A 24,696-nucleotide genomic window follows, 5' to 3' on the forward strand; every position below is an offset into this window, starting at 1 on the left:
CACATATTAATGGTTGTAAGACGAACCTTCACATTTCCCTATACATAGAAGATGAAATATGGAAGGGGGAGGTAATTTTGAAGGAACAAACAACCGCGTACGAGCAGTATCGGAGGGAAGTTTACCGGATCGCCTGGAGGGTACAGTACAAAGCCAAAGTCGTGAAAAAACGGGAATGTTCATTCAACGGATTCGAACCGGCCATATCCAGCTTTGCCTCATCTTCTGATAACAAAATGTTGATCCGCCAGTTGATCAACGCCCTGCCGTCCAGTACGGGGCGAACGATCATTTATGAGATTTATCTGCAAGACAAGACCGAGCGAGAAGTTGCCCTGGAATTGAATATGACTCAGCAAGGGGTGAACAAATGGAAACGCAAAATGATCCAAGAGTTGTCCCGGATGATGAGTTCCTGAACTTGCTGCAAAAAGCGAAACAAAACGATCCCGATGCCGTTTTAAAACTGATTGAGCTGTATAAAGGAGATATTATGCGGGTCAGCAAATACATCCACTCGCCAACCGAGGATGCCGTTTCCGATATCATTCTGGAGTTTCTGGAACTGATCAAGGAAAAGGAGGAGGAGTGAAGGGAGGACATACCAATATCCCCTGAATCGAGACCAGGGGATTAAGGCTGCCGGGATAGTTCCCGGCAGTTTTTTTGTGCTTTTTGATTTCAAATTGTATTTTACTCGTCTATTCCAGCCGGTACATAAGGCCGTACCACCCATACGCTTGCGGTATAAGTTCTGCCCTGATATACGGCGGTCACGGAAGTCAGCCCGGGGGCGATGCCCGTAATTACGCCTTGTTGATTGATGGAGGCGACATCGGGGTTGGAGATCGCAAATTCCGTTTCCTCGTTTACGAGGCGAGAATTCCCGTGTACATCCGCAAACCAGGCTTGGATATCGAGTTCACTGCCTATGGAAAGCGAGTAATCTTCGGAATCAAGATAGAATTTTTCGGTAATCGGAATAGGTCCGCTGGGCCCGTCCGTTACGCGTACATGGAGTTGTGCCTCAAACCCGCCATATCCCGCGGTAATTACCGTAGTTCCCTCGGACAGGCCGGTGATCACACCCGAAGCGTCCACGCCGGCTATTTCGGGATCCAGCGAGGTGAAGGAAGCGGCTGCCGTCACATCGGCAAAGGTGCCGTCAGAATAGACGGCGGTAATTACACTCGGCCTGAGTTCCCCAATGCTTAACTCGGTTCCTTCCGCAGCGCCGAAGCGGAGTTCCGTGATTTCGGGATCTGTTGGCGATCCCGGGTCATTACCTGAGACTTTGATGACCTGCATCCGGTAACTATCGTTCTCCTTGATTTGCCCGGTCAGTACAAAGCCGCCATCCGATGCAACCGATCCTTTGCCTGTTACGGCCAGGTTGTAATCTTTAAACTGACGCTTAGTGATCATTTCCCAGTCCGAATTAAGCGTGATGATCTGATATTCCATCCTATGATCGGGATAGCTGCCGTAAGCATGACGTCCCAACAACGCATATCCATCCTCCGTAGGGAGAAGTTGGGTCATATAATCATTATTGTCGGAGCCGAGGTTGTATGTCTTTTCCCAATGTGTCTCCCCTTCGCTATCTATTTTCGCAACATAAGCCTGCTGTTCATTCCCTTGCTGCTGCATACCATTGACCAGGTAACCGCCGTCCGGGGACAGTTGGACGGAATGCGCGGAACGGTTGGAGCCGGGCAAAGGTTCCCGTTTCTCCCATTCCACTTCACCGAGGTCATTCAGCTTAACGATTACGGAGGCGTCCTGTTCGGGACTCAGCATGCTCTCGATGGTGCCGACAGCTACATACCCTCCATCCGGCGACGCGATGAGTGCATTAAAATATTGGTTGTCGTCGCCGAAGCGAAACGTCTTAAACCAGACTTCATTTCCCGTCCCGTCCACCTTCAGTACATAGGCAGAAGCCATGGCATACGAGTTGGCACTGAAGCCGGTAATGACAAATCCGCCGTCCGTAGATTCGGCGATGGATTCTCCGTAAAGATCCGTAGAAGGAGACAAAGTGTCATAGTTTTTCTCCCATTCGAGCATGCCTTGGCTGTCCAGCTTGGCCAGAAACGGTACTCTTAGCGGCTTGCCGGAGTAATCGGTAACCGCCCCGCTGACCAAATATCCTCCATCCCGAGTCTGGAACGCGTTGTACGCGGAACCGTTTGCTTTGCCCGAGTCCGCACCGATAAGCAGCTTTTTCTCCCAGGTTGTGCCTCCGCTTTCGTTTACCTTAACGACGTAGATCTTCTGTTCGGCGGCATAGCCGGAGGGATCCGACTCCACAACCTCTCCTACGGCGATATAACCGCCATCGTTCGTGGAGATTACGGAGCGTCCATTCGAAGAAGCGGCGTCCGTTCCGTACAGAGCGCTCCACTCCGGTACTGTCCCTGCGGCTTCCGAAGCGGTAGCGGCCGCACCTTGTCCGGTTCCCCCGGACCAAATTAGAATGCTTGTCAGACATAGTACAACCAGCTTGGACAATTGCTTTAACACCAGCAGCTCCCCTTCCAAAAATGTTTTCTTCAGGAAACATTACCCCATTTTATTATTGCGGAAGAGGAAAGGGCGGAAAATCCAGCTTTATCCTTAATTAGCTGAGGCTGCTAGGGCGGTGTGCCCAGGTCTAAATGTCCGGGAACGGATAAAAAATCTACTTCAAATGAGTTGGGTTGTCGCGGGGGATCGAATAAAAAGCCCCTCTCCAAAATGTTGTCTATTATAGACAATCTCTGGGGAGGGGAACAAGAGCTTGCTCGTTTTTATTGCTTCAACCTTATTTAATCCTGACGGAAGATTCGGTCTATGCTCGTAATTTCTTCGGCCGTTAAAACGACGTCGAGCGTGTTCAGGTTGTTCAGTACCTGCTCCGGTTTCTTGGCTCCGGGGATCAGGGCATCGATCGAATCACGGGTCAAATACCAAGCCAGTACCACATGCGCCACCTCGGCGTTTTTGGCTTCGGCAATGCGGCGAACTTGCTCGACTTTTTGCAGGTTCCGGATAAAGGCTTCCCCTTGGAACAGGGGATTCCGGGCCCGGCCGTCCGCAAAGGTCGTGTCCTCGTTGTATTTGCCGCCGAGCAGGCCTGCGGCCAGCGGAAAATATGGAACGAAGGAGATGCCGTGCTCTTTCGTGTAAGGGAGAAGTTCTTTTTCCGCATCGCGTTTGAACAGATTGTATTCCGCCTGAAGCACGTCGATATGACCGTCCTTGTTGCCTTCCCGTATTTGCTCGATGCTGAAATTGGAGACGCCGATCGCGCGGATTTTGCCTTCGTCTTTCAATCTTTTAAGCTCGCCGACCGCTTCGTCCTTGGGCGTCGATTCATCGGGAAAATGAATGTAGAACAGGTCGATATAGTCGGTTTGCAGTCTGCGCAGACTGCTTTCTACCGATGCCCGCAAAAACGCGGGGGAGTTGTCCATGACTACCTTGCCGTCCACGAATTTATGGGCGCCTTTCGTGGCTACGACTACCTCGTCCCGCCGGCCGTATTCCTTCAATACCTCGCCGATCAGTTCCTCGGATCGTTCCGGCCCGTAGATAAACGCCGTATCCAGAAAGTTGATGCCGTTCTCCAAAGCGGTGCGGACCACTTGCCTTCCGACTTCTTCGCTCAGGTTCGGATAAATGTTATGCCCGCCTACCGCGTTCGCTCCCAATCCGATCGGATTGACGTATAAATCGGTTTTGCCCAGTCTGTTTTTTGTGGCCATGTGTTCCACTCCTTTTTGGTTGATGGTAAATAGTATAGCAAAAGAATCGTTCCGAAGCTGACCGCTCTATTAGCGGTCGTTGATCGAAGGGAACGGCTTCAGTCCTCACCCCTCCCCGAAACTCTCAATAAACTTTTTCGCAAGAGTTGAGAGATACCGGTCCTTAGCCCAAACTGCCGCGATTCGGGTACGCAGCGCCTCGCTCTTAATTTCCTTGTAGATCAGTTGATTGTGGCTGGCCAATTTCAACGCCGATTTGGGGATGATTCCGATTCCCATGCCGGCATTAGCCCATAGCAGGGTTGTCCGCGCATCGTCGTTTTTGCAAAACACGTCCGGTTCAAAATCCGATTTCCGGCACGTATCCCGGATCAGTTGTTCGAACCTGCGGTATATAATGAGCGGACGGTCACGCAGTTCATGAATTTTTATGCTCTCCTGGTGCGGGTTCAAGTCATAATCGGGATGCATGACGGCAATCATCGGCTCGGATTCGGCATATTTGATCTCCAAATCGGTCGTATGGAAAGGCGTTCTGACGATGCCCACCTCAATGATTCCGCTCATAAGGAGTTCAATGATCCGAAAGGTGTTGCCTTCGTGAATTTCGAATTTGACCCCGGTGTAAGTTTTATGGAATTCGGATAATCTATCCGTTAGTAAAGTCGCCCCCGAGGAAGAGACGGTGCCAATCGGGAGCGTCCCGTTTAATCCTTTGCCAAAATCGCTGATTTCCCTGGAGGTGGAATCGGCAAGTTCGATAATTTGCTGAGCTCTTCGCCGCAGCATTTCGCCCGCGTCGGTAAGATGAATGCTTCGGGGACCGCGTTCCACCAATTTGACGCCAAGCTCTTCTTCAAGCTGCTTCAATTGCTGGCTTAGCGGGGGCTGGGCCATTTGCAATTTTTTGGCTGCCGAAGTGATCTGTCCTTCTTCCGCAATGGCCAGGAAATATCTTAATTGTCTAATATCCATAGAAGCCAACGACCTCAATTCTTTGGTATATCTTCTCGATATGGAAGGGATATGAAAGCAATATTATTAATATGGGAATGGGTATGCCATAATCATATACGTTAGTCTTTGAAAGTCAATTGTACATAAATACTTCAAGTAATGGGTGATCGAGCTTTGTTTAGACTCGCTATTTATTTAAAAGCTTATAAGAAAGAGAGTATCCTCGGCCCTCTGTTCAAGTTGCTGGAAGCGATCCTCGAACTGCTCTTGCCGACCCTCGTGGCCCTGATCGTCAATCATGGAATCGGCAACGGTGATATATCCTATGTTATGAAGATGGGCGGACTCATGGTGGTCATGTCCCTGCTCGGCTTCGGGAGCTCGCTAATCTGTCAGCATTACGCCGCCCGTGCTTCGCAAGGATTCGGAACAACGCTGCGCAATGTAATGTTTAAACACGTATCCAGTTTGTCCTATGCGGAGCTCGACCGGTTCGGGACGCCGTCCCTGATCAACCGGATCACGAACGATGTGAACCAGATGCAGGTTGCCGTAGCGATGCTGATCCGGCTCGTCATTCGTGCGCCGTTTATTTGCATCGGGGCCATCATTATGGCGATGCTGCTCGACTTCAGGCTTTCGCTTGTATTGATAGCGGCCACGCCCGTGTTCGCCGTTATTTTGTATTTTATCATCACGAAATCAGCTCCGTTATATCGGCTATATCAGAAGAAGCTGGACCGAATTGCGGTTGTGCTTAGCGAAAATTTGACCGGAGTCCGGGTCGTTCGCGCGTTTGCCAAACGGCGGGCGGAAAAGGAGCGGTTTCGTGAAGCGTCGGATGATATTACCGCTACCGCAATTAAAGTAGGCAGGGTATCCGCTTTGCTCAGCCCGGTTACCACGCTCGTGGTCAATGCCGCGATTATTGCGGTCTTATGGGCTGGCGGAATTCATATCAATGCGGGTACGCTGTCGTCAGGAGAAATTATTGCGTTTATCAACTATGTCACGCAAATTTTGCTGGCCCTGATCGTCGTATCCAATTTGATCATTCTTTTTACCAAAGCGGCGTCTTCGGCGGCACGCATTAATGAAGTATTGGATGCGACTTCATCCATAGCGGACCCGGGCGAGACAGGATCGGCAGCGAACGAGCCGGAACTTTACCGGGACAATTCAATGCCGGATGCACCGTCCATCGTTTTTGACCATGTGACCTTCGGCTATAGCGCAACGGGCGATCCCGCCTTGAGGGACATTTCCGTGGAAATCCGACGCGGCGAGACAGTAGGAATCATCGGGGGTACGGGTTCGGGGAAATCGACGTTCGTCAACCTGATTCCAAGATTTTATGATGCGCTTTCCGGGGAAGTTGTGATCGACGGGCTTGATGTGAAAACATACGGCTTGCGTGAGCTGAGAAGCAAGATCGGGATCGTGCCGCAAAAAGCGCTGCTTTTTACCGGGACCATCGCCCAAAACATCCGTTGGGGGAACGAACAGGCCTCGGAGGAGCAAGTAAAGCAGGCTGCGATCATCGCCCAAGCGGACGAATTCATCTCGAAGCTTCCGGAAGGCTACGAAACGCCCGTGGCCAGAGGCGGGCTTAATTTGTCGGGGGGACAGAAGCAGCGGTTGACCATTGCTCGGGCTCTTGTCTCAAGACCGGAAATTCTGATTCTCGATGACTCCTCCAGCGCACTTGATTTCGCAACCGATGCGGCGTTGAGAAAATCGATTAGAGAGAATAGCGGGGAAATGACCGTCCTGCTCGTTTCGCAACGGGTCAGCACGATTCAACAAGCCGATAAAATCATCGTGTTCGAAGACGGCCGAATCGCCGGAAGCGGAACGCATGACCAGCTCCTTCGAGAGTGCGGGGCCTATCGGGAGATTTGCGATTCCCAACTCTCAGAGGAGGAGGCGGGATAATGATGAGAGCAATCCATACGCTAGATAAAATGAGTACGAAACAAACCTGGCAAAGACTGCTGAAGTACGCAGGGAAATATAAAAAGTATGCGGTATGGGCTGTCGTAAGCGCGATGATTAGCGTTACCTCTAGTCTAATCGGTCCGTACATGATCGGTCGGACGATCGATCAGATGATCGGGAAAGGGGCCGTCCGGTTTGAGGAAGTATTCAGACTGCTTACTCTTCTGGGGCTCATATACGCTGTCGGAAGTCTGTTCGGATGGTTCCTCACTTATTTGACCAATCGCTTGGCCTATCAAACCGTAAACGATCTGCGCGGCGAGATGTTTGATCGCATGAACGTGCTGCCGTTAAAATATCACGATAATCACCCGCAAGGGGACAGCATCAGCCGCTTCGTCAACGACATGGATGCGGTGTCGGACGGACTGTTGCAGGGATTCTCCACGCTGCTTACCGGCGTGATCACCATTGTCGGAGCGATCGCCCTCATGCTGTATACCAGCCCGTTAATGACCTTGGTGGTGCTGTTGTCAGCACCGGCGGCTTATTATGTGGCGAGGTTCATTACGAAGCGTTCCCAGCAGTTATTCCGCGATCAGGCCCGGATCCTGGGTTCGCTCAACGGGTATGTAGAGGAAATGGTCGGCGGGCAAAAAGTAGTCCAAGCATTTCACTACGAAGACCGTTCCTTTGCCGGATTTTCGGCCAGAAACGAAGAGTTGTACCAGGCTGGCGTAAAATCGCAATTTATCAGTTCGCTATCCAATCCGGCGACCCGACTGGTCAATAATGTGACTTTTTCGATCATAGCGATGATCGGAAGCGTGACCGTCATTCTGTCCAGAATAACGGTAGGGGACTTATCCAGTTTTCTGCTTTACGCGAATTTGTTCGCGAAGCCGTTCAATGAAATCACAGGGGTAATAACGCAATTGCAGTCGGCGACCGCTTCGGCGCAACGGATTTTTCAGGTGCTGGACGAACCGACGGAGTCTACGGATCGGGAGGATGCGCTCAATTTGAAGCCGGAACAGGGAACAATCACTTTCCGTCATGTCAAATTCGCCTACCAGCAGGAGCGACCACTAATTCATGATCTGAACTTGACGGTAACCCCGGGGACAAGGATTGCCATCGTCGGGCAAACCGGGGCCGGCAAAACAACGCTGGTTAACCTGCTGATGCGTTTCTATGAAGTAGACGCCGGGGAAATTGCTATCGACGGTATGAATATTAACCGTATGACTCGTGATAGCCTTCGCCGTAACTTTGGCATGGTGCTCCAGGATACCTGGCTGTTCGGAGGGACGATCCGTGAAAATATATCCTACGGCAAGCCGGATGCCAGCGAAGAGGAAGTCATTGCGGCCGCCAAGTCGGCGAATGCGCACGGCTTCATCAAACGGCTGCCTTACGGTTATGACACGGTGATCAGCGGGTCCGGGGACAGCTTGTCCCAAGGACAGAAGCAGCTGCTTACGATTGCGCGCGTCATGCTGGTTGATCCGCCGATGCTGATTTTGGATGAGGCTACCAGCAGTATCGACACCTTGACCGAGATCCGTATCCAAAAGGCTTTTCTGAACATGATGGAGGGAAGAACGAGCTTCGTCATCGCCCACCGGTTGTCGACCATTCGCGAAGCCGACTTGATTCTCTTCATGAAAGACGGCGATGTCGTGGAAAGCGGAAGTCATGACGAATTGCTTGGCCGCGGAGGGCATTATGCGGGACTTTATAATAGCCAGTTTGCTGCGGCGAACGGGTGACTTGTTTTGAATATGATCTGCAGCTAGAAGTTCTGCGAATTTTTAGCTGCAGATTTTTTTTATTTGAAAATAAGTAATAATTACCCTATTAAAGGAATATAGTGATAGATTGCAGAATAAGTGTATTCATACATAGTTTTATGTAAATTTTGGAAGAGCAGTTAGAGCTGCAAGGAGGATTCAAATCAAATGCATTCGGAAAAAAGTTCAGTAGTTGTACCCGTCTTGGCGGCCTTGGCCGCGGCGATCATTGGAGGAGCCATTTGGGCGCTGATCGTAGTATTGACGGAATATGAAGTGGGCATCGTCGCTTGGGCGATAGGAGGACTAGCCGCATTTGCGGTAAGCAAGTTCTCCCGAAAAGTCACGGCCGTACACCAGCTTGTAGCTGTCATCGCCAGCCTGTTAGGCATCTTGCTGGGCAAGTATTTCGCCTTCGCCTATTTTTTGACGAACGGGATAGACGGAATTTTTAACAGTGCCATTTTTACGGTCTTTAAGGACAATTTCATCGATATGTTCAGCGGAATGGATATCGTTTTCGTGGTGTTGGCCGTAGCTACGGCATGGCAGCTGCCCGCAAAAATGAAAGCCAAGCAACCTGCAGCCGAAAACGGAATGCCGGCGGAATAAGCCGACAGGTAACGGCTCAATAGGATCGGGTTCTCCCCTTAACCGGGAGAATTCGATCCTTTTTAATTCCTACTAAAGACGCGATTCGATAAAATCCTACTTTTTCCTCAGTTTCAAAAAAAATGATCCGGAGGACCTCCCTTATTAGGGATAAAGTCTATCTTTAGGGTTAATTATCCATATAAGGTATTGTGTGATGTAGTAGGTTACTAGTATAATATCTAGCGAATAGAGAGGTAAATATTACTAATTTAATGGAAACTATTTCTTTAGCAGGTGAACTTATGGAATTGCTAGTAGTGTCCGGAGGATTTCATGGCATGGTTCGGGGCTATTTCACTCGAAAAATGGAACCCATTAATTCCAACGGACTAGAACTGCGGGATCTGGCGGACTACCTGCAGCACGAAAACCCGGTAATGGATGGCGTACTCATCACGGATGAGGCGTTTGCCCAACGGCCAGGGCAGGATCGGGATCATCTGACTTTACTGCTGGAATGGATTGAAGCCGGGAGGAAGCCGGGGCTACCCGTCCTGATTGTGACGAGGGACCATTTAAAACCGCAAGAGTTGGCACCGTTAATGCAAAAATTCGGAAATTTGAAGCTGGTAATTTATCCCAAGTTACGGATTCCGCCTGAAATTTTTCAGGATGCTCTCGTGCAGTTAGGCAAAAAAGGCAATGACGATATACATACTTCTTCAAAGACAGAACATAAGCGATACACTGAAACGTTGGAGCAACCGGATGCCGGACAACCGGAGAAAAAGAGATCTTTTTTTGACCGATTTCGCGCCAAACCGGAAACCGGAGGGGAGCCGGAAGCGACAGACCGCTTGACGAGAGACCTGCTGAATGTCAGCCGGGGAATCAGCCGGGTGGTTGCCGTCACGGGACACCGGGGCAGCGGCCTGACCACGACGGTCGTCAATTTGGCGCATGAAGCCAGCAAGCGGGGACTCAGCACGATCATCATCGATATGGATACGGAATACCGCAGTACGAATATGTATTTCGACCGGTTCCACGAGCGCACGAACAAGGATGAGCAAATGAGTGCTTCGCTGATTCGGACCCTTGCCAGGCCCCAGGAGTATATGACCACTGCATTTAATATTAAGGACAACTTTTGGCTAACCGGATTAGGTTATTCGTTTCATGACCGCAAACTGATGGAGCAATTCTATACGACGGAGAAATTGATCGGCCTGATTTCCGTGCTGAGAAGCAAGTTTAATCTCGTTCTGCTGGATATGCCGCTTGATTTGTTCAGGAACTTCAAGGAAGTCATGATCCATATCGATCTGTTCGGTTTATGCGTGCCGAATAATTTGTATGCGGTGCTCAGCACGATTCGGAACGTGGAGGTCGTTCTGGATCCGGACAAGGCCTCTTACCTCAACGCCAAATCGAAAGTGATCGTCACCAAGTACAACGACCGTTCCCGTTTCCAGGATAGCCTGTTCGAGCCGGATAAAGTAAGCGAACTGCTGACGTCGGGCTTAAGCGATTATTTCCGGTATGAAATGAAGACCGCGGGTGCCGTCCCTTACAGCCCCGGTTTCGATTCCCAAATCGAGAGTGATATCGCCTTAACGAATGCGGGAGCGGAATACGAAAAAGCTTTCGGACAATTGCTTCTACGATTAATGGAGGGTGCGTAACGCATGGACCTAAGTACTGTAAAAAGTGTCTCCCCGAACAAAAAACTTTTCAAAAAGATACTGGCTTTGCTGTTCAGCATCGCCGTCATTATTATTTCGCTCATCGTTTTGAATAACGCCAACGAGGCCGCCAAGGACACGGTGGAAGTGCTCCGGATCGACAAGGACGGAGGAATTCCGGCCTACGTCGCTTTAAGTGACAAAGAGATAGAGAAATACTCCATCATCCGGAAGGAATATACCGACGATATGATCCTGGCGGAGGACATGGATTCCGTAACCGATAAATTCACCAAATATTATTTGCGCGACAAGAGCTTTTTGTACAAGGACCAGCTGATGGAGGAAAAACCGAAGCAAAACGAATGGTTGTACGAGCTCGGAGAGGATCACGAGGTCCTCACGTTGCCGTATAACTTCCTGGAAGCCGGCGGCGATATCCTGATGCCTGGGGATAATGTGCGGATCCGCGTTTCCTATGAAGACGAAACCGGCAGCGGAGCCGCAGGAAACCCGAATGGCGGTTTTACGTCTCCCGGAACCAAAATGCGCACGGAAATTCTGTTCGAGAGCATCGAAATCCGGGACATGCTCAATTCCAGCAGCCACTCGATCTATGAAGTATATAAAGAAGTACTCAAACTAAGCGAGGACAAACGGCAGGAAGTCATGAAGAGCGAAGAATTCCTCAAGAGCATTCAGCCCCGTTCGCTCCTGCTGGAGGGGAGTCGGGAGCAGATCAATAATTTTGCCAAATACAACGGGTATGACGGGAAAAAGTATCTGATCACGATTCTGAGCCGCAAAACCAGCCAGGTGATATTGGATGAGCTGCCTACCTTGCAGAGAGAGGTGGAGTCATGGATCGAAACCAAGGACTGAAGCTCGATGATGTTTTAAACAAGATTTCGGCCAAAGACCTGGTCGGGACCGAGATGCAGGAAAGCAAGCTGATTTACAGCGTGGTCGGTTTTATCCCGGCCTGCGACATGGTCGACAATGCGTTGATCATCAGCAATCTCGGATATTTGCTGGCACAGAAGGGCTTAAATACTTGCATCGTCGATCTGAAGGTATTCAATCCTAACCTGCACAATTACCTGGATGCCAAACCAAGCAAGCGGTCCAGCGGTCTGATCCGGGTGTTAAAGAGCGACAAGGTCGATTTTCGTGAAGAAATTCAGGCGACGAAATATGAACGGTTGTATCTGTTGTCTCCGAGTCCTCACGATCTGATCGAAGAGTATCTGGACTTCGAGTTCGATCACTTGGAACGGGTCATCGACACGTTAAAAGGGATGTTCGACATTATCCTGCTGGACATCCCCAACAATCCGCCATTGGAGTTTTGCCTGGGGGCGATGAAATTTTCGCATATCGGCTTTTTTACGGCGACGGAACGGATCGAAGCTTCCAGTAATATGGTCCGGATGCTGGATTTTGCGTCATCGGTCGGAATCAGTACGGCGAAGTTCACCAGCGTCATCCTGATGAACATGCAGGATATCAACTATGACTACAAGGGGCTCAAAGAGTTCGGCTTCAATATCGTTGCGGCTCTGCCGCTCGTCAAGGCGGCTTACGCTTATTCTCTCGAAGGCAAGCTGTACGTCAGGGATAACCCGCTGGTCAACCGGCATTTTCTTAAGGGAATGCGGCGTCTTGCGGATATTCTCGGCAACCAGTAAGGGGGGAGGACAAGGACATGCTCACTCGTGCGAAAATCAGCGATATGCAGCAAAAAGTAAGCCATCAGATCACCAAAAAAGAAGATATGGAAGATCTGAAGAACAAGTATACGACGATTCAATTCGAAGAAGCATTGGAGCTTTGCCAGAAATACATTACGAAAGTAGCCACGCACGCTTTCCGACGGGAACATGACCCCGGGAGAAAACGGGAAATGACGAAGTCGTATATCTATGAATTCGTAGATTCGCAGCGCCCGGTCGTCGAAGGTTATTACGAGCTTGTCGATTTAAAACGGGCTCTGATCGACGAGATTACCCACTACGGACCGATCACGAAAGCGATGGAAGACCCGGCGATCGATGAAATCCGGATCAACGGAACGGAGCAGATCTTTGTCGAGACAAGCGGGAAGACGCTGCCGTGGGATCAGCATTTCATTGACCGTGAGCACCTGGAACGGATCATTTCCAAGCTGCTGGGGGTTTCCAAAGTACGGCTGACCCCGAAAATCCCGATGGTTAACGCCAGAACGATCGAGGGGTACCGGGTCAACGCCACGCATGCGGACATATCGCCTTACGACATGCCGGCGGTGGTGATCCGGAAGTTCAGCAAGAAGAGTATTACCCCGGAAATGATGATCAAGAACGAATCATTTTCGGTGAATATGTTCAAGCTGCTATCGCTGTTACCGAAGGCGGACTTGTCCTGGATTACGGTCGGCCCGACCGGGAGCGGAAAGACGACGCTGAACGAAATGATGGTAAAGGAGATCAATCCGTTGTCCCGGATCATCACGATCGAGAATCCGTCGGAAATGCGGCTGCTGCGGCGGGAAGGGAACAGCGAGCATGGAAGAATCATTAATGATGTGCTGCAGTACGAATCCGTTCCGGATGACGATGACGCCAGCCCGGCCACGATGGAGAACCTGCTGATCAATGCGATGCGGCAGTCGCCGCACTGGATCGGTCCGGGGGAGCTCCGAACGCCGGGGGAATTCGCCACCGCGCTTCGGGCGGCGCAGACGGGTCACTTTTTCTTCACGACGCTGCACGCCGAGGGAGACCGGGAAGCGATCTACCGGTTCCTGACCGCTTACCTGATGGCCTCGAACGAACCGGCCGAACTGGCTTTGCGCAATATCTGCAGCGCCGTCAAGTTCGTCGTGTTCCAGGAAAAACTGGCGGACGGCACCCGGAAGGTGACCTCGATTTCGGAAGTGCTGGGCTCCGAAGGGCTTGAGCCGATCGTCAACCCGATTTACAAGTTCATTTCGGAGGATGTTCTGGAGGAAGAAGGGACGCACCGGGTCGTTAAAATCGTCGGGAAGCACAAGCGCGTCGGAGTGCTGTCCGAGAAGGTACAGCAGACGATGATCAAGGCGGGGATCAAGCGCAGCCGGTTCGAATTCCTGACGACGCCGCCCGGGGACGATGACGTAGAGGAGTACGGATTCCATGGATACAACTTCAATCATTAGTCTGTTCTTCGGCATCACCGCTTTTATCGTGTTCAACGCCGTGTTCGAAGTCAAATTTTTCGAGGGGACGGGGCGCTTTTTCCTGGGTCTGCTCGACACGCTGGCCGAGCATCTGGGCAGGTACAATACGAAGCGTTACGTGGAGCGGATCAAGAAAGAACGGATCGTGAAGCGGAAGGAAAACGTGTATGCCAAGTACAACCGGCTCGTCGAAGGCTTGATTTTGGACTTTAATCTGCCGCTGACCCTGGAAAGCTTCACTTCCTTGCTTTGTATCTGTTTTGCGATCGTGGTGCTGGTCGTCGTGATTTTTATGCAAAACGTAACCCTGGCCGTAGTCGTTACGGTGGCGATCTTTATCGGGCTGCTTACTTATTTCGTGATGCAGTCCAAGGCGATCAAGGCCGAGAAGCTGGAAAGCATTATGGATGCCGAAGACATCATCTGCCCTTTGGCGAGGGAAGGGGTGCTGGTCGCGATCAAGAAAGTCATGGAGAGCGACGAATACATAAAACCCGGCATCCGGCCCTATTTCCAGCAGTTTATCGATAACTGCGAGAACAACGGATATTCCTTCAAACAAGCGATCACCCTGCTCAATCGCCAGCTCGGTCCGAAATTCGATAACTTCACCAAGAAGGCGATCGTGTTTGAATACAACGAGCGTAAGGGGATGGCGGACATTTTCCTCGATATCGTGGACGAGAACGCGGTGCTCAGGGAAATCAACGCGCGGAAGGACCGGATTTTCCGCAAAATGAACCGGGATTTTCTGCTGAAAACGGTCATTATCGTGCTGTTCTTTTTATATGCTTTATCGGTTGGGGATTTTCGCGATTTCATGCTGCATAGCACTTTCGGCAAGCTTATTAACACCCTGATGATCAGTATTATTTGCCTGAGTTTCGCCCGCACGCAGGCGCTTCAAGGCAACCTGGGCCCGGGAAGTGATGCCAAATGAGTTTTCTTGCCAAGCTGGCCGCCTTCATAGCGATAATTTATCTGGTGAAAGTGTTTATTTATCCTTATTTCCGGCCCGTGCACGGGAAGCAGAAGAAGCGCAACCGAAAGTATATGAAGGAACGGAAGAATGCGCAGTTCGATGAGAAGTTTAAAAAATTTAAGCGAAACTTCTCGGCCAAATATGTCAGCAAACTGCTCGGCAATGCGGAGCGGATACGGTTCCAGAAAATGATCGACCGGCTGGATCTGACGATGAAGCCGGAGGAACTTCGGGCGGAGCAGATATTTTATGCCGTAGCCGGGCTGATCGCCACAATGGTGCTGATGACCGCGAATCAACTGCTCGGCTTTGTCACCGCAATCTTTATCATTCTGGGCTGGATGTATCCGGTCAACGAGATGGAGAAAAAGATCGAGAAAAAAAACAAGAACATCGCGTTCGACTTTCCGGCGTTCTACAGTATGGTGTATTACCAGTATTCGAAGTCGGTCAACATCTATCTGGCTGACGTGATCCGCGACTATTTGCCCAACGCGAACAAGGATATGCAGGAAGAACTCGGCGTCATGCTCGACAATATCGAGTACGGCGAGGAGTATGCCTTGAAGCAGCTCAAAAAGCGGGTGCCGATTCATTACATCATCAAGTTCTGCGACCTGATGGAAACTCGCTTGAAAGGCTACGACAACATCTCGCAAATGGTCTATCTCAAAAACGAGGTGGACAGCTACCGGATTCTCGCGCTGGAGGAGGATTTGGTGCGAAGGCAGCGGACGAATTCGCAGATCCAGCTGGTGTTGATCGGGGTGTTGGGGATTTATATTGTGATTTACTATTTGTTCACCATTTTGGATTCTATCAAAATGTTTCAATAGCAATCAGAAATTATAAGGAGGATAAGAAATATGGAAAACAAGAAGCTTGAAAAAGTAAAGAAGCGTTCGTTTTGGAAGGATGAAACCGGGGATATCGGGATCAAGCAGATTGCTATTACTGTGGCAGTTATTGTACTTGTAGGGGGTGTAATTAGTTTTATGAAAGATGGCTCTACGATATCTGGTTGGATTTCGAGCGTATGGAACTGGTTATTTGAAGATATTCTTAAAAAAATGGTGAAGTGATTTTGGTTCATTCAACTTATCCTACAGGTGATTAAATGCGCGGTATAGCAAAGGCGGTCCTGATTTCTATCATCGTCACCATCTCATTCATGATCTTTACGAACTTCATTTACTTCTTTCCATGGTATACAACCTTAATCGTAGAAACGTTCAATGTCACTCAGCAAGTGGCGAGCGATAACTACCTTCAAAAAGATTATAAGGATAGGGTACTGAAAAAATTAAAAGATCGTCCTATTTATCGGGATAAAGCCGATGAAATCGAAATTTTTGCAAAGAAGAAAAAGGACGATTTAAACGAACATTCCGCTGAGGGCGGCGATGCTTCTCTTTACGAAAATTTACCTCCGGAAAGAGAAGACGAGAAGCCATACCGACAGCGGGGAAAACCGGTAACAGTGACGATCAAAGCAACTTATCCACTAAGCGTCACCCTGTGGGGGGAGAAATATGAGAAAGACATCGATCTTTCCTTTTCCCTGACGACGACCGGGCTTAAGCATTATAAAGATTTGGAGTATTATGTAGACCACGACGACTGGTTTGATGATCTATGAGAAATATTGCGATTGGCATTTTAATGATTATCTTGTTGTCCATTCTTCTGGAGCCAATGAGGGAATTGGTCAATCTGATGAGAGAGCAAATTGCGGTGGGAACTGCGTTATCGAACGCGGCGCGCATCGCCAAGGATGGCGGGCTCGAATACGAGTCCCAAAGAAAATTGGATGCAAAGATCAACGAAGAGAGATTCGCCAAGTATTTTGCCAGAGCTTTTTCGGATGCCATGGATCTCACTTGGACCAACAAAGCGGACAACAATCCTCGTTATCTTAAATTCAAGTCGAATGACGGAAGGTACAATGACTTTACCGTGGAGTTGGAATTCGAAGAGAAAACGGATTACGAAAATTATGATTCTCCACACCTAGTAAAAACAATCGTAGATATGAAAGCCGAAACCGAATACAAGTTCAAAACCAAGTATTTGAAACTGGCCGAGGATGCGGGCGAGGATGTGGCAACGAAGCTCACTTCGGAACGTACCCTCATCCTCACCATCAAAAACTAACCAAAAGGATGTGACGGCATGGACTATATTTTGGTGACTTTCCAGGCCGGTCCGCAAATGAGAAAAGAGCTGAAGATTCCGGTGTTCGTCACCCCGGAAGAGCTGCTGTCCATGCTGTCCGAAGCGCTCGGCTTGTCCATAGGACCTGAGAATCGGCTGCAGGCCGAGCCTTTGGGCCGGATTCTGGATCACTCCCGGAGTCTGGAGGAAGAGGGCGTGGTGGATGGAGCGCTGTTAACTCTCGTTTAGAAGGGATGGATACCGTGAACGGCAACATTCATAGTGGCGGATTGGCTTTAAAGAAGGAAGGTAACCTGTTCCTCACCGATCTGCGGAATTATTCCGGTACTTTTTTGCAAAAGGAAGAAACCGGAGATATGACGCTGGTTGACGGCGTGTTCTGGTTTATGAACCCGTCCTACGATGCGGTTTACTACAGCGATCAGGCGCAGGGGAATCGCCTCTGCAGATGGAACATGGCTTCGCAAACCTCCGAAATGCTGCTGGATCGTCCGGTGTATGGGCTGATTCGCAGCGAGGATTGGCTTTATTACGTCAGCGAGACAGATCAGAAAATCTATCGCTGCCTGTTGAACGGCAAGAACGAATCCCGGATTACGGATGAGCCGGTGGAAGCTTTCGTCGTGGAAGGGAATCTGGTCTACTATGCCACGCAGCAGGGGATCCGAAGTTGTAGTCCGACGGGAAGTAACCGGGAATTGGTATCGGAATCGGCAGCCGTTCATTTGATCAAGATGGGACACCGATTGGCTTTCGCGGATAAAAAAAACCGGTATCTACTGTCCGTATTTGACCTGCATACCGGGGAAACGCAGGTGTATGAGGATATTTCGCCAAGCAGCCTGAACACCGACGGGCGTTATCTGTACTGCGCTAACCGTAGCAATGAAAATTCGATCTACCGCATCGATCCCGAAACGGGAAGCAAAATCCGTATTTGCGGAGAGAGTGCCGATTACCTGCATATTTTGGATGACTCGATTTATTTTTGCAGCCGGCTGGAATGGTACAGGATGTCGCTGTCCGGTGGCCAGGCTGCCAAAGTCCTAACGATGTCGTGAGGTATTTATGATCAACGAAAATAATGAATTCAGCCGTCAGCCCCGATTTCTGCCGGAAATGCCGGGCGGTGAGATCGAAATTCCGAATCCGCCGCACGCGTACGAAAAACCGGAGATATCCTGGTTCGCTTTGCTGGCTCCACCGGCGGTCATGCTCGTCATTACGATGCTGATTGCCCTGACCTCGCAGTCGAAGTACATGATGCTCTCCATCGCTATGACGGTCATGACCTTAATCGTCTCTTTGACGAGCGCCGCATCGCAGATCAGAAAGTACAAGAAGAAGAAAAAGGAACGCGAGAAGAAATATCTGCAATTTATCGCGGATAGCCGTAGCGAGCTTCAATTGGCAAGGGAGCAGCAAATCAAGGCGATGAACGAGATGAGCCCGGATCCGGCGGCCTGTTTGCAGCGAATCCAGGAGATCGATAACCGGCTTTGGGAAAGAACGCCTTCGTCCCCTGACTTCCTGTCGCTTCGACTGGGCGTGGGCAGCGTTCCGGCTGCGCTCAAGATTAATTACACCAAGCAGGCGATCATTATGGAGAGCGATCCGCTAATGATGGAGCCGCAAAGACTGGCCTTGGAATTTCAACGGGTGCAGGGTGTTCCGGTATCGCTTAATCTGATCGAATCGGAGATCTGCGGCATTGCCGGAGATGAAGAAAGAACGTTTGCCGTAGTGACGCAAATGCTGCTGCAACTCGTAACCCATCATGGGTACGACGACGTTCGCATTGTCGTACTTGCCTCCGAGGAAGGACTAGAGAAGTGGAATTGGCTGCGTCAACTGCCGCATCTGTGGACCGACGGCTTCGACTTCAGGTTCCTGCTTTGCGGAAGGGCGATGGCCCATGCGGTGCTTGGGGAATTGAACACGGTTTTCAAAGAACGCGAGAAGAAAAAGATCGGCGGGCTCCTGCTTCCGCATTATGTATTTATTGTGGAAGATCCTACGCTGCTTGAGGAGGAACCGATCAACAAGTATTTGTACAACAAATGCGCTTCGCTTGGACTATCGTCCGTCTACTTGGCCAAAAATCAGGCCTATCTTCCGATGAACTGCAAACAGGTTATTCTGGTGCAGGGGAAAACCGGGGAATTGGCCGACCGCGAAACGGGCGAAAAGTCGGCGTTTAACCCGGACAGCGTAAATGTTCAGCAGCTTGAACTGGCGGCCAGGAAAATGGCTCCGCTTCGCATCAAAAATTCCGGCGGAAATTTCTCGCTGCCGTCCTCATTATCGCTGCTGGATATGTTGCAGGCCAAAACGACGGGGGAAGTGGATTTGCTCTCCCGCTGGACCCGGAATAAGCCTTTCATGGGGATGAGCGTTCCCATTGGGGCAAAAGCGGGCGGCACGCTTTTCCATCTCGACATGCATGAGACCGGGCATGGTCCGCACGGATTGGTCGCCGGGACGACGGGCTCGGGAAAAAGCGAATTGCTCCAGAGCATCATCATTTCTCTGGCGATCAATTACCATCCGCAAGACGTAGTTTTCGTCCTGATCGATTATAAGGGCGGAGGGATGGCGGATATTTTTCAGGGCATGCCTCATCTTGTGGGGACGATTACGAACCTGGGCGGAAATCAGACGACAAGGGCCTTGTTATCCATCAAAAGCGAGCTAATGAGCAGACAACGGATTTTCTCGGAATTCGGAGTCAATAACATCGATAAATACCAGAAGCTTTACTATAGCGGCAATAGAGACCGGAAAATGCCGGCAATTCCGCATTTGATCATGATTGCGGATGAATTTGCGGAATTGAAGCAGGATCAGCCGGAGTTCATGAAGGAACTCGTCAGTGCTGCGCGGGTAGGGCGAAGCCTTGGGGTTCATCTTATTTTGGCGACGCAGAAGCCTGCAGGCGTGGTGGATGATCAAATTTGGAGTAACTCCAAATTCAAGATTTGTCTCAAGGTTCAGGACGAAAGGGACAGCAAGGACGTGATCAAGCGCCCGGATGCGGCGATGATTAAAGAGCCGGGGCGTGCCTTTATCCAGGTAGGCAATGACGAAATCTTCGAATTGTTTCAGTCTACTTATTCCGGAGCGGATTATGATCCCGAAGGCGAAATGCAAAAGAGCGAGAACAAGGTTAAACGTATTTACGAAGTCTCCTTGAATGGCCGAATGGAGCAAATTTATCCACTATCGGAAGAGAAAATCGTGAAGCATGAACTGCCTTCCCAGCTGGGAGCGATGGTTCAGCATATCACTAATACGGCGAACCGGTCCGGAATCGCACCGTTAAAGGGCCCTTGGCTGCCTCCACTTCCTGAAATCGTAAATTTTGATAGTATTCTAGAAAATAATTTTTATGACGGACGTTGGCCGAAGCGGGAGCATTTGTTAAAAGTGCCTGTAGGAAGAATGGATGATCCCAGAAATCAAAGCCAGGAAGTTCTGGAAATCGATTTTGCCAATGAAGGTAATTTGTTTGTTTATGGCGCGCCGGGTACGGGGAAAACGGTATTCCTGAAAACGCTCTGCATGTCGATGGCTCAAACCTACTCCCCGGAGGAAGTGAATGTCTATATTATCGATTTCGGCGGCAATTCGCTGCGGGCGTTCGAGAAGCTTCCTCATGTTGGCGGAGTTATGACTTTGGAGGAAAAGAGCAAGATCGACCAGTTCGTTCTGTTCCTGTTCAGGGAAATCGATCTTAGAAAAGGTTTGTTTGAGGAGAGCGGAAGCGACGGCTTTAACTCCTACAGAAGTGCAGGTAGAACACTCCCGGCCATTGTTTTGCTGATCGATAACTACTTTGCTTTATCGGAGTCCTACGAGGATCTCGATTCCCAGATGATGCTGCTGGCGAGAGAAGGAACGAAGTATGGGATTTATCTTGTGGCCACCGCAACCAACGCCACCTTTGTCAGATATAAACTATCCGTTAATTTCAAGCTCGCCATAGCTTTTCAGATGACGGAAAAGGGAGACTACGACGGGGTGGTAGGCAGAACGGAAGGGCTGGAACCGATGAAGGTAGCCGGCAGGGGACTAGTTCGCGGCAAGCCGCCTTTGGAGTTTCAAGCTTCGTTGCCGGAGTTCGAACAAGCCGGACAAGAGCAACTTCTGGAGATGTTCGCGGGAATCGAGTCGCCGAAAGCCAGACCGATTCCGGTGATGCCGTCGACCATCGATATCCAAAGCCTCAATCAAGCGGCTAAACCTGGCCGGCTTGCCATCGGCCTCGGCAATAATGATCTCCAGCCTGTGGTTATCGATCTTTATGCCACGCCGGTTCTTATGATCGCAGGCGAAGCGATGTCCGGAAAAAGCACGATTCTTCGCTCCTGGATTCATCTGCTTGAGGATGCGGAAGTATACGCTCTCGATTCCCATGGCATGGGGTTGTTCGAAATCATGAACAAATCCCACGTTACCGATTTGGCGGAAGCCGAAGACGAATTTATCGATGAAATGAAGGCGCTCTTGGAAGATCGCCGGAAACAGATGGCGGAATGCAGACGGGCAAATGGGGATATGAACGGTCTCATTGCTTCCTGGAAGCAAGTTGTTTTTGCCATCGATAAGCTTAGCGAATTTACGGACGGGGATAAATATGCGTTAAAAGAGTTGCTCGAACGCATCGTTAAACAAGAACGCGGCATGAAAGTGGCGGTCATTGCAGCCGATAATATTTCGGATTTTTCCGGCAATTGGGACAGTCTCGGCAAAGCGATCAAGGAAGAGCAGACGGGATTATTGATAGGAAGCATCAAGGAGCAGGGACTATTTACGGCACGGCTGCCTTATGGTTCAGCAGAGAAGGAATTGGAAGCTATGGACGGCTATTTCATTGTTAAAAACAAGTTCACGGGCTTAAGGTGTGCTGCTCTGGTCACCAAGGGTGCTTTGGCAACCGTCGGCTAAGATCCTAATTTTCCGGGGGAGAAATGAATATGTCAGTACCTTCAGAAATTAAATACAAGGCAAGCCGGGTTTACGAAGTGAAAAGCGATCTCAGCAGAGAACAAACACAGTGCCAAGGCCAGGTTGAAAATTCAAGTACATGGTGGCAAGGCGAGGCCGGAAAGAGCTTTCGTACCGGTTATAAAGAATTTCGGCCTGAGATCAATGCATTGCTCAAAAAAATGGACACCCTTTCTTCCTTGCTGAACAAGCTGGCCGGCAAAGTCCAACAAGCCGACGACAAACGGAAAGCAGAAGCCGAGGCTGCGGCAAGGGCGGCGGCGGAAGCTATGAAGAAACCGGCGAAGCCGATTCGTTATTAGGAGATTCTATGAAAGGAGGTGAAACTAAATATGGCAAACCAACAAAAGTTTGATTTTGACCAAGCGGAAGGGCTGAAAACAAAACTGCAATCCGAAATCGGCAAAATCGAAGCCGACCTCAAACGGATGACAACCATGGTTGAAGGCTGTAAATCCTGGTGGTCCGGCGGTTCCGAAGAAGCATTCATCTCTAACTTCCAAACGACCAAGGCTCAAGTAGTTACAAGTTTGAACAAATGGATCGAAGACTATAAAACGCTCATCGGCCAAATCGCTGACGTTAAACGTCAAAGCGATGCCGACCTGGCTAGCAAGCTGAGACTTTAATTCCAAACGTAGACGTGGTGGCAGTTGATGAGTCGCCACGTCTACATTTTTAAGATGAAAATAATGAGAATCCGCAGCGGAGCTATTAACTATACATATTATCTATTCAAGAAAATGAAGGAGCGGTGGAAGTGAAAATAAGGAATGCAGGAATGTCCTTCATATCCTTCATCCTAATGCTGACCATGATACCCATGATGCCCGCCTTAACGTCAGCAGCAAATCTAAAAGTCGAAGTAAACGAGCAAAAGATATCTTTTCCGGATACGCAGCCTTTTGTGGATATGAGCAACCGGGTCCAGGTTCCCGTTAGATTTGTAAGCGAAGCGCTAGAGGCCAAAGTAGGATGGAACGGCCAAACCCAGAAAGTAACCGTAGAGTTAGGAGAAGATGTCATCGTTCTTACATTAGGGAAGAAGTTCTTCACGGTAAACGGCCAGACGAAGCAAATGGACACGGTGGCGCAACGGAAACAAAGCAGAACGTTCGTACCTTTGCGTTTTGTTAGTGAAGCGCTTGGAGCTAAAGTGAAGTGGGATTCTGAGCTATACACCGTGGGAATTACGACTGGAACAGGCGCGGATGGGACAGATAAGTTGGCAGATTTAACAAAGTCCGATGGGACGTTTGATTGGGATGCTTGGGAAGCTTCTCGGAACGAGGAAGGTAAGAGTGAAAAGCTAAAAACACAGGGATTTAGCTATTATGGTGCTTATAAATCAGGATTAACGGCAAATGCATTTTATGATGATTATGAAGGTGAGGTAAAGAAAAAAGCAATTATCATTCAACTAAATATCGATTTTGGACGCGAAGGCGTAGATTACAATCAGCAAGTCAAGGACTTGGAGGAAGTATTGCGTCAAAGAATCGATAGTGACGTTGTAGATTCCATCATGAAATATGTAAAACAAAAGGATGAACGGGATGAAGTGCTGGAAGATAAGGAGTTTCAGGATGATACATTTAGAATTGAAGTCGGATCTAGATATTGGGATGACATTCTTGTAGCGGTTTGGTACAAGTAGGTGTGTTCTTACGATACCCCAATAACATGTAAAAATGATTATTTATACTAAAACAAAGGAGATGTATACCCATGAAACTAAAGAAAACAGGAATTATATTTATGTCTTTTATCCTCATGCTTACCATGATACCCGCTCTATCTTCAGCCGCTAAGCTTTCTCTAAGAGTCGAAGTAAACGGAAATAAGATCTCTTTTCCAGATGCGCAGCCTTTTGTGGATAAAAGCAATCGAGTCCAGGTTCCAGTAAGATTTGTAAGTGAGGCATTAGGGGCAGAAGTGGGATGGAACGGCCAAACCCAGAAAGTAACCGTAGAATTAGGAGAAGATGTCATCGTTCTTACATTAGGGAAAAAAGCTTTTACCGTAAACGGCCAGACGAAGCAAATGGATACCGTAGCGCAACGGAAAGAAAGCAGAACGTTCGTACCTTTGCGTTTTGTTAGTGAAGCACTCGGGGCTAAAGTTAAATGGGATTCCGAGCTCTACACCGTAGAAATTACGACTGGGCTTGCGGCGGATGACACAAACGAGTTGAACGATTATACCAAGCCTGATGGGACGTTTGATTGGGATGCTTGGGAAGCTTCTAGAAACGTAGAAGGAGAAAGCGTCCAAAAGACAAGTGAAGGATTTAAATATAATAATCTTTATAATTCCGGATTAGTTGTAAGTGACGGGTATCGTAAAGAAGATGGAAATAAAGCTGTAATATTCAATTTTATAATCACAGTTGGAAATGTTGGAGGAGACAATATTGATCAACAAGTAAAGGATGTCGAAGAGATTTTACGACAGAGAATAGATGAAGCTACTGTTAATTCAATTATTGAGTATATAAAACAAAAAGATGATCGGGAAGATAAATTGCAAGAGAAATCCTTTGAAGACAATACCTTTAAGGTAGTTGTTCAATCAAAGTATTGGGGAAATATCAACGTTGATATTTGGTATAAATAGGTGT

General features: G+C 49.2%; 24 protein-coding genes. 21 read left to right on the plus strand and 3 right to left on the minus strand.

All coding sequences use genetic code 11. The annotated features are described in order from the left end of the window. The first annotated feature begins 77 nt into the window (after window positions 1-77). A complete protein-coding gene (locus tag ACLB09_RS19925) occupies window positions 78-419 on the plus strand; it encodes a sigma-70 RNA polymerase sigma factor region 4 domain-containing protein (RefSeq protein WP_410771605.1) in 342 nt (113 codons plus the stop codon). After that, on the plus strand, window positions 371-592 hold the full coding sequence (locus tag ACLB09_RS19930) for a helix-turn-helix domain-containing protein (protein WP_410771606.1): 222 nt from the start codon (window positions 371-373) through the stop codon (window positions 590-592). The genes ACLB09_RS19925 and ACLB09_RS19930 overlap by 49 nt, the downstream gene beginning before the upstream one ends. Before the next feature lie 101 nt (window positions 593-693). Here ACLB09_RS19930 and ACLB09_RS19935 read toward each other — a convergent pair whose 3' ends face one another. The 3 genes from ACLB09_RS19935 to ACLB09_RS19945 form a co-directional block, all read right to left on the minus strand. Next, complete coding sequence (locus ACLB09_RS19935) at window positions 694-2,526, minus strand: Ig-like domain-containing protein (protein ID WP_410771607.1); 1,833 nt, start codon at window positions 2,524-2,526, stop codon at window positions 694-696. Window positions 2,527-2,810: 284 nt separating this feature from the next. Then, a complete protein-coding gene (locus tag ACLB09_RS19940) occupies window positions 2,811-3,749 on the minus strand; it encodes an aldo/keto reductase (protein ID WP_410771608.1) in 939 nt (312 codons plus the stop codon). A gap of 105 nt (window positions 3,750-3,854) precedes the next feature. Then, complete coding sequence (locus tag ACLB09_RS19945) at window positions 3,855-4,724, minus strand: LysR family transcriptional regulator (protein ID WP_410771609.1); 870 nt, start codon at window positions 4,722-4,724, stop codon at window positions 3,855-3,857. A gap of 141 nt (window positions 4,725-4,865) precedes the next feature. Between ACLB09_RS19945 and ACLB09_RS19950 the strand changes: the two genes are divergently transcribed. From ACLB09_RS19950 to ACLB09_RS20040, 19 genes are all read left to right on the plus strand, one after another. After that, a complete protein-coding gene (locus ACLB09_RS19950; protein WP_410771610.1) occupies window positions 4,866-6,641 on the plus strand; it encodes an ABC transporter ATP-binding protein in 1,776 nt (591 codons plus the stop codon). 29 nt (window positions 6,642-6,670) lie between these two features. Next, window positions 6,671-8,416: an ABC transporter ATP-binding protein gene (locus ACLB09_RS19955; RefSeq protein ID WP_410771819.1), complete on the plus strand. Its 1,746-nt coding sequence runs from the start codon at window positions 6,671-6,673 to the stop codon at window positions 8,414-8,416. Between the two features lie 189 nt (window positions 8,417-8,605). Next, entirely contained in the window at window positions 8,606-9,049 is a 444-nt protein-coding gene (locus ACLB09_RS19960; protein WP_410771611.1) for a hypothetical protein, read from the plus strand. A gap of 284 nt (window positions 9,050-9,333) precedes the next feature. After that, window positions 9,334-10,716 carry a helicase HerA domain-containing protein gene (locus ACLB09_RS19965; protein ID WP_410771612.1) on the plus strand — a complete coding sequence of 461 codons (1,383 nt, stop codon included), beginning with the start codon at window positions 9,334-9,336 and terminating at the stop codon, window positions 10,714-10,716. Window positions 10,717-10,719: 3 nt separating this feature from the next. Then, window positions 10,720-11,598 carry a hypothetical protein gene (locus tag ACLB09_RS19970; RefSeq protein ID WP_410771613.1) on the plus strand — a complete coding sequence of 293 codons (879 nt, stop codon included), beginning with the start codon at window positions 10,720-10,722 and terminating at the stop codon, window positions 11,596-11,598. Beyond that, window positions 11,577-12,404, plus strand: coding sequence for a hypothetical protein (locus ACLB09_RS19975; RefSeq protein WP_410771614.1), 828 nt, complete (start codon window positions 11,577-11,579; stop codon window positions 12,402-12,404). The genes ACLB09_RS19970 and ACLB09_RS19975 overlap by 22 nt, the downstream gene beginning before the upstream one ends. A gap of 17 nt (window positions 12,405-12,421) precedes the next feature. After that, the gene (locus ACLB09_RS19980) at window positions 12,422-13,891 is read left to right on the plus strand and encodes a CpaF family protein (RefSeq protein ID WP_410771615.1); all 1,470 of its coding nucleotides are present in this window, start codon (window positions 12,422-12,424) and stop codon (window positions 13,889-13,891) included. Next, a complete protein-coding gene (locus ACLB09_RS19985; RefSeq protein WP_410771616.1) occupies window positions 13,869-14,852 on the plus strand; it encodes a hypothetical protein in 984 nt (327 codons plus the stop codon). Before ACLB09_RS19980 ends, ACLB09_RS19985 begins: the two co-directional genes overlap by 23 nt. Continuing rightward, entirely contained in the window at window positions 14,849-15,730 is an 882-nt protein-coding gene (locus ACLB09_RS19990; protein ID WP_410771617.1) for a hypothetical protein, read from the plus strand. The genes ACLB09_RS19985 and ACLB09_RS19990 overlap by 4 nt, the downstream gene beginning before the upstream one ends. A 30-nt stretch (window positions 15,731-15,760) precedes the next feature. After that, entirely contained in the window at window positions 15,761-15,976 is a 216-nt protein-coding gene (locus ACLB09_RS19995; protein ID WP_410771618.1) for a TMEM14 family protein, read from the plus strand. A gap of 35 nt (window positions 15,977-16,011) precedes the next feature. Then, window positions 16,012-16,533 carry a hypothetical protein gene (locus tag ACLB09_RS20000; RefSeq protein WP_410771619.1) on the plus strand — a complete coding sequence of 174 codons (522 nt, stop codon included), beginning with the start codon at window positions 16,012-16,014 and terminating at the stop codon, window positions 16,531-16,533. Then, window positions 16,530-17,048, plus strand: coding sequence for a hypothetical protein (locus tag ACLB09_RS20005; RefSeq protein ID WP_410771620.1), 519 nt, complete (start codon window positions 16,530-16,532; stop codon window positions 17,046-17,048). Before ACLB09_RS20000 ends, ACLB09_RS20005 begins: the two co-directional genes overlap by 4 nt. Window positions 17,049-17,066: 18 nt before the next feature. Further along, complete coding sequence (locus ACLB09_RS20010; protein WP_410771621.1) at window positions 17,067-17,297, plus strand: EsaB/YukD family protein; 231 nt, start codon at window positions 17,067-17,069, stop codon at window positions 17,295-17,297. Window positions 17,298-17,311: 14 nt separating this feature from the next. Then, window positions 17,312-18,130 carry a DUF5050 domain-containing protein gene (locus ACLB09_RS20015; protein WP_410771622.1) on the plus strand — a complete coding sequence of 273 codons (819 nt, stop codon included), beginning with the start codon at window positions 17,312-17,314 and terminating at the stop codon, window positions 18,128-18,130. A 7-nt stretch (window positions 18,131-18,137) separates the two neighbouring features. Further along, window positions 18,138-22,016 (plus strand): type VII secretion protein EssC, encoded by a 3,879-nt coding sequence (essC, locus tag ACLB09_RS20020; RefSeq protein WP_410771623.1) that lies wholly within the window; start codon window positions 18,138-18,140, stop codon window positions 22,014-22,016. A 29-nt stretch (window positions 22,017-22,045) separates the two neighbouring features. Next, the gene (locus ACLB09_RS20025) at window positions 22,046-22,378 is read left to right on the plus strand and encodes a WXG100 family type VII secretion target (protein WP_410771624.1); all 333 of its coding nucleotides are present in this window, start codon (window positions 22,046-22,048) and stop codon (window positions 22,376-22,378) included. 30 nt (window positions 22,379-22,408) lie between these two features. Continuing rightward, window positions 22,409-22,705, plus strand: a complete 297-nt coding sequence (locus ACLB09_RS20030; RefSeq protein ID WP_410771625.1) for a WXG100 family type VII secretion target — start codon at window positions 22,409-22,411, stop codon at window positions 22,703-22,705. A 131-nt stretch (window positions 22,706-22,836) separates the two neighbouring features. Then, a complete protein-coding gene (locus ACLB09_RS20035) occupies window positions 22,837-23,733 on the plus strand; it encodes a copper amine oxidase N-terminal domain-containing protein (RefSeq protein WP_410771626.1) in 897 nt (298 codons plus the stop codon). Window positions 23,734-23,804: 71 nt separating this feature from the next. Continuing rightward, window positions 23,805-24,692 (plus strand): copper amine oxidase N-terminal domain-containing protein, encoded by an 888-nt coding sequence (locus tag ACLB09_RS20040; RefSeq protein ID WP_410771627.1) that lies wholly within the window; start codon window positions 23,805-23,807, stop codon window positions 24,690-24,692. Window positions 24,693-24,696: the final 4 nt, after the last annotated feature.

This window comes from Fontibacillus forbon (assembly GCF_046559655.1).
GTDB lineage: Bacteria > Bacillota > Bacilli > Paenibacillales > Paenibacillaceae > Fontibacillus.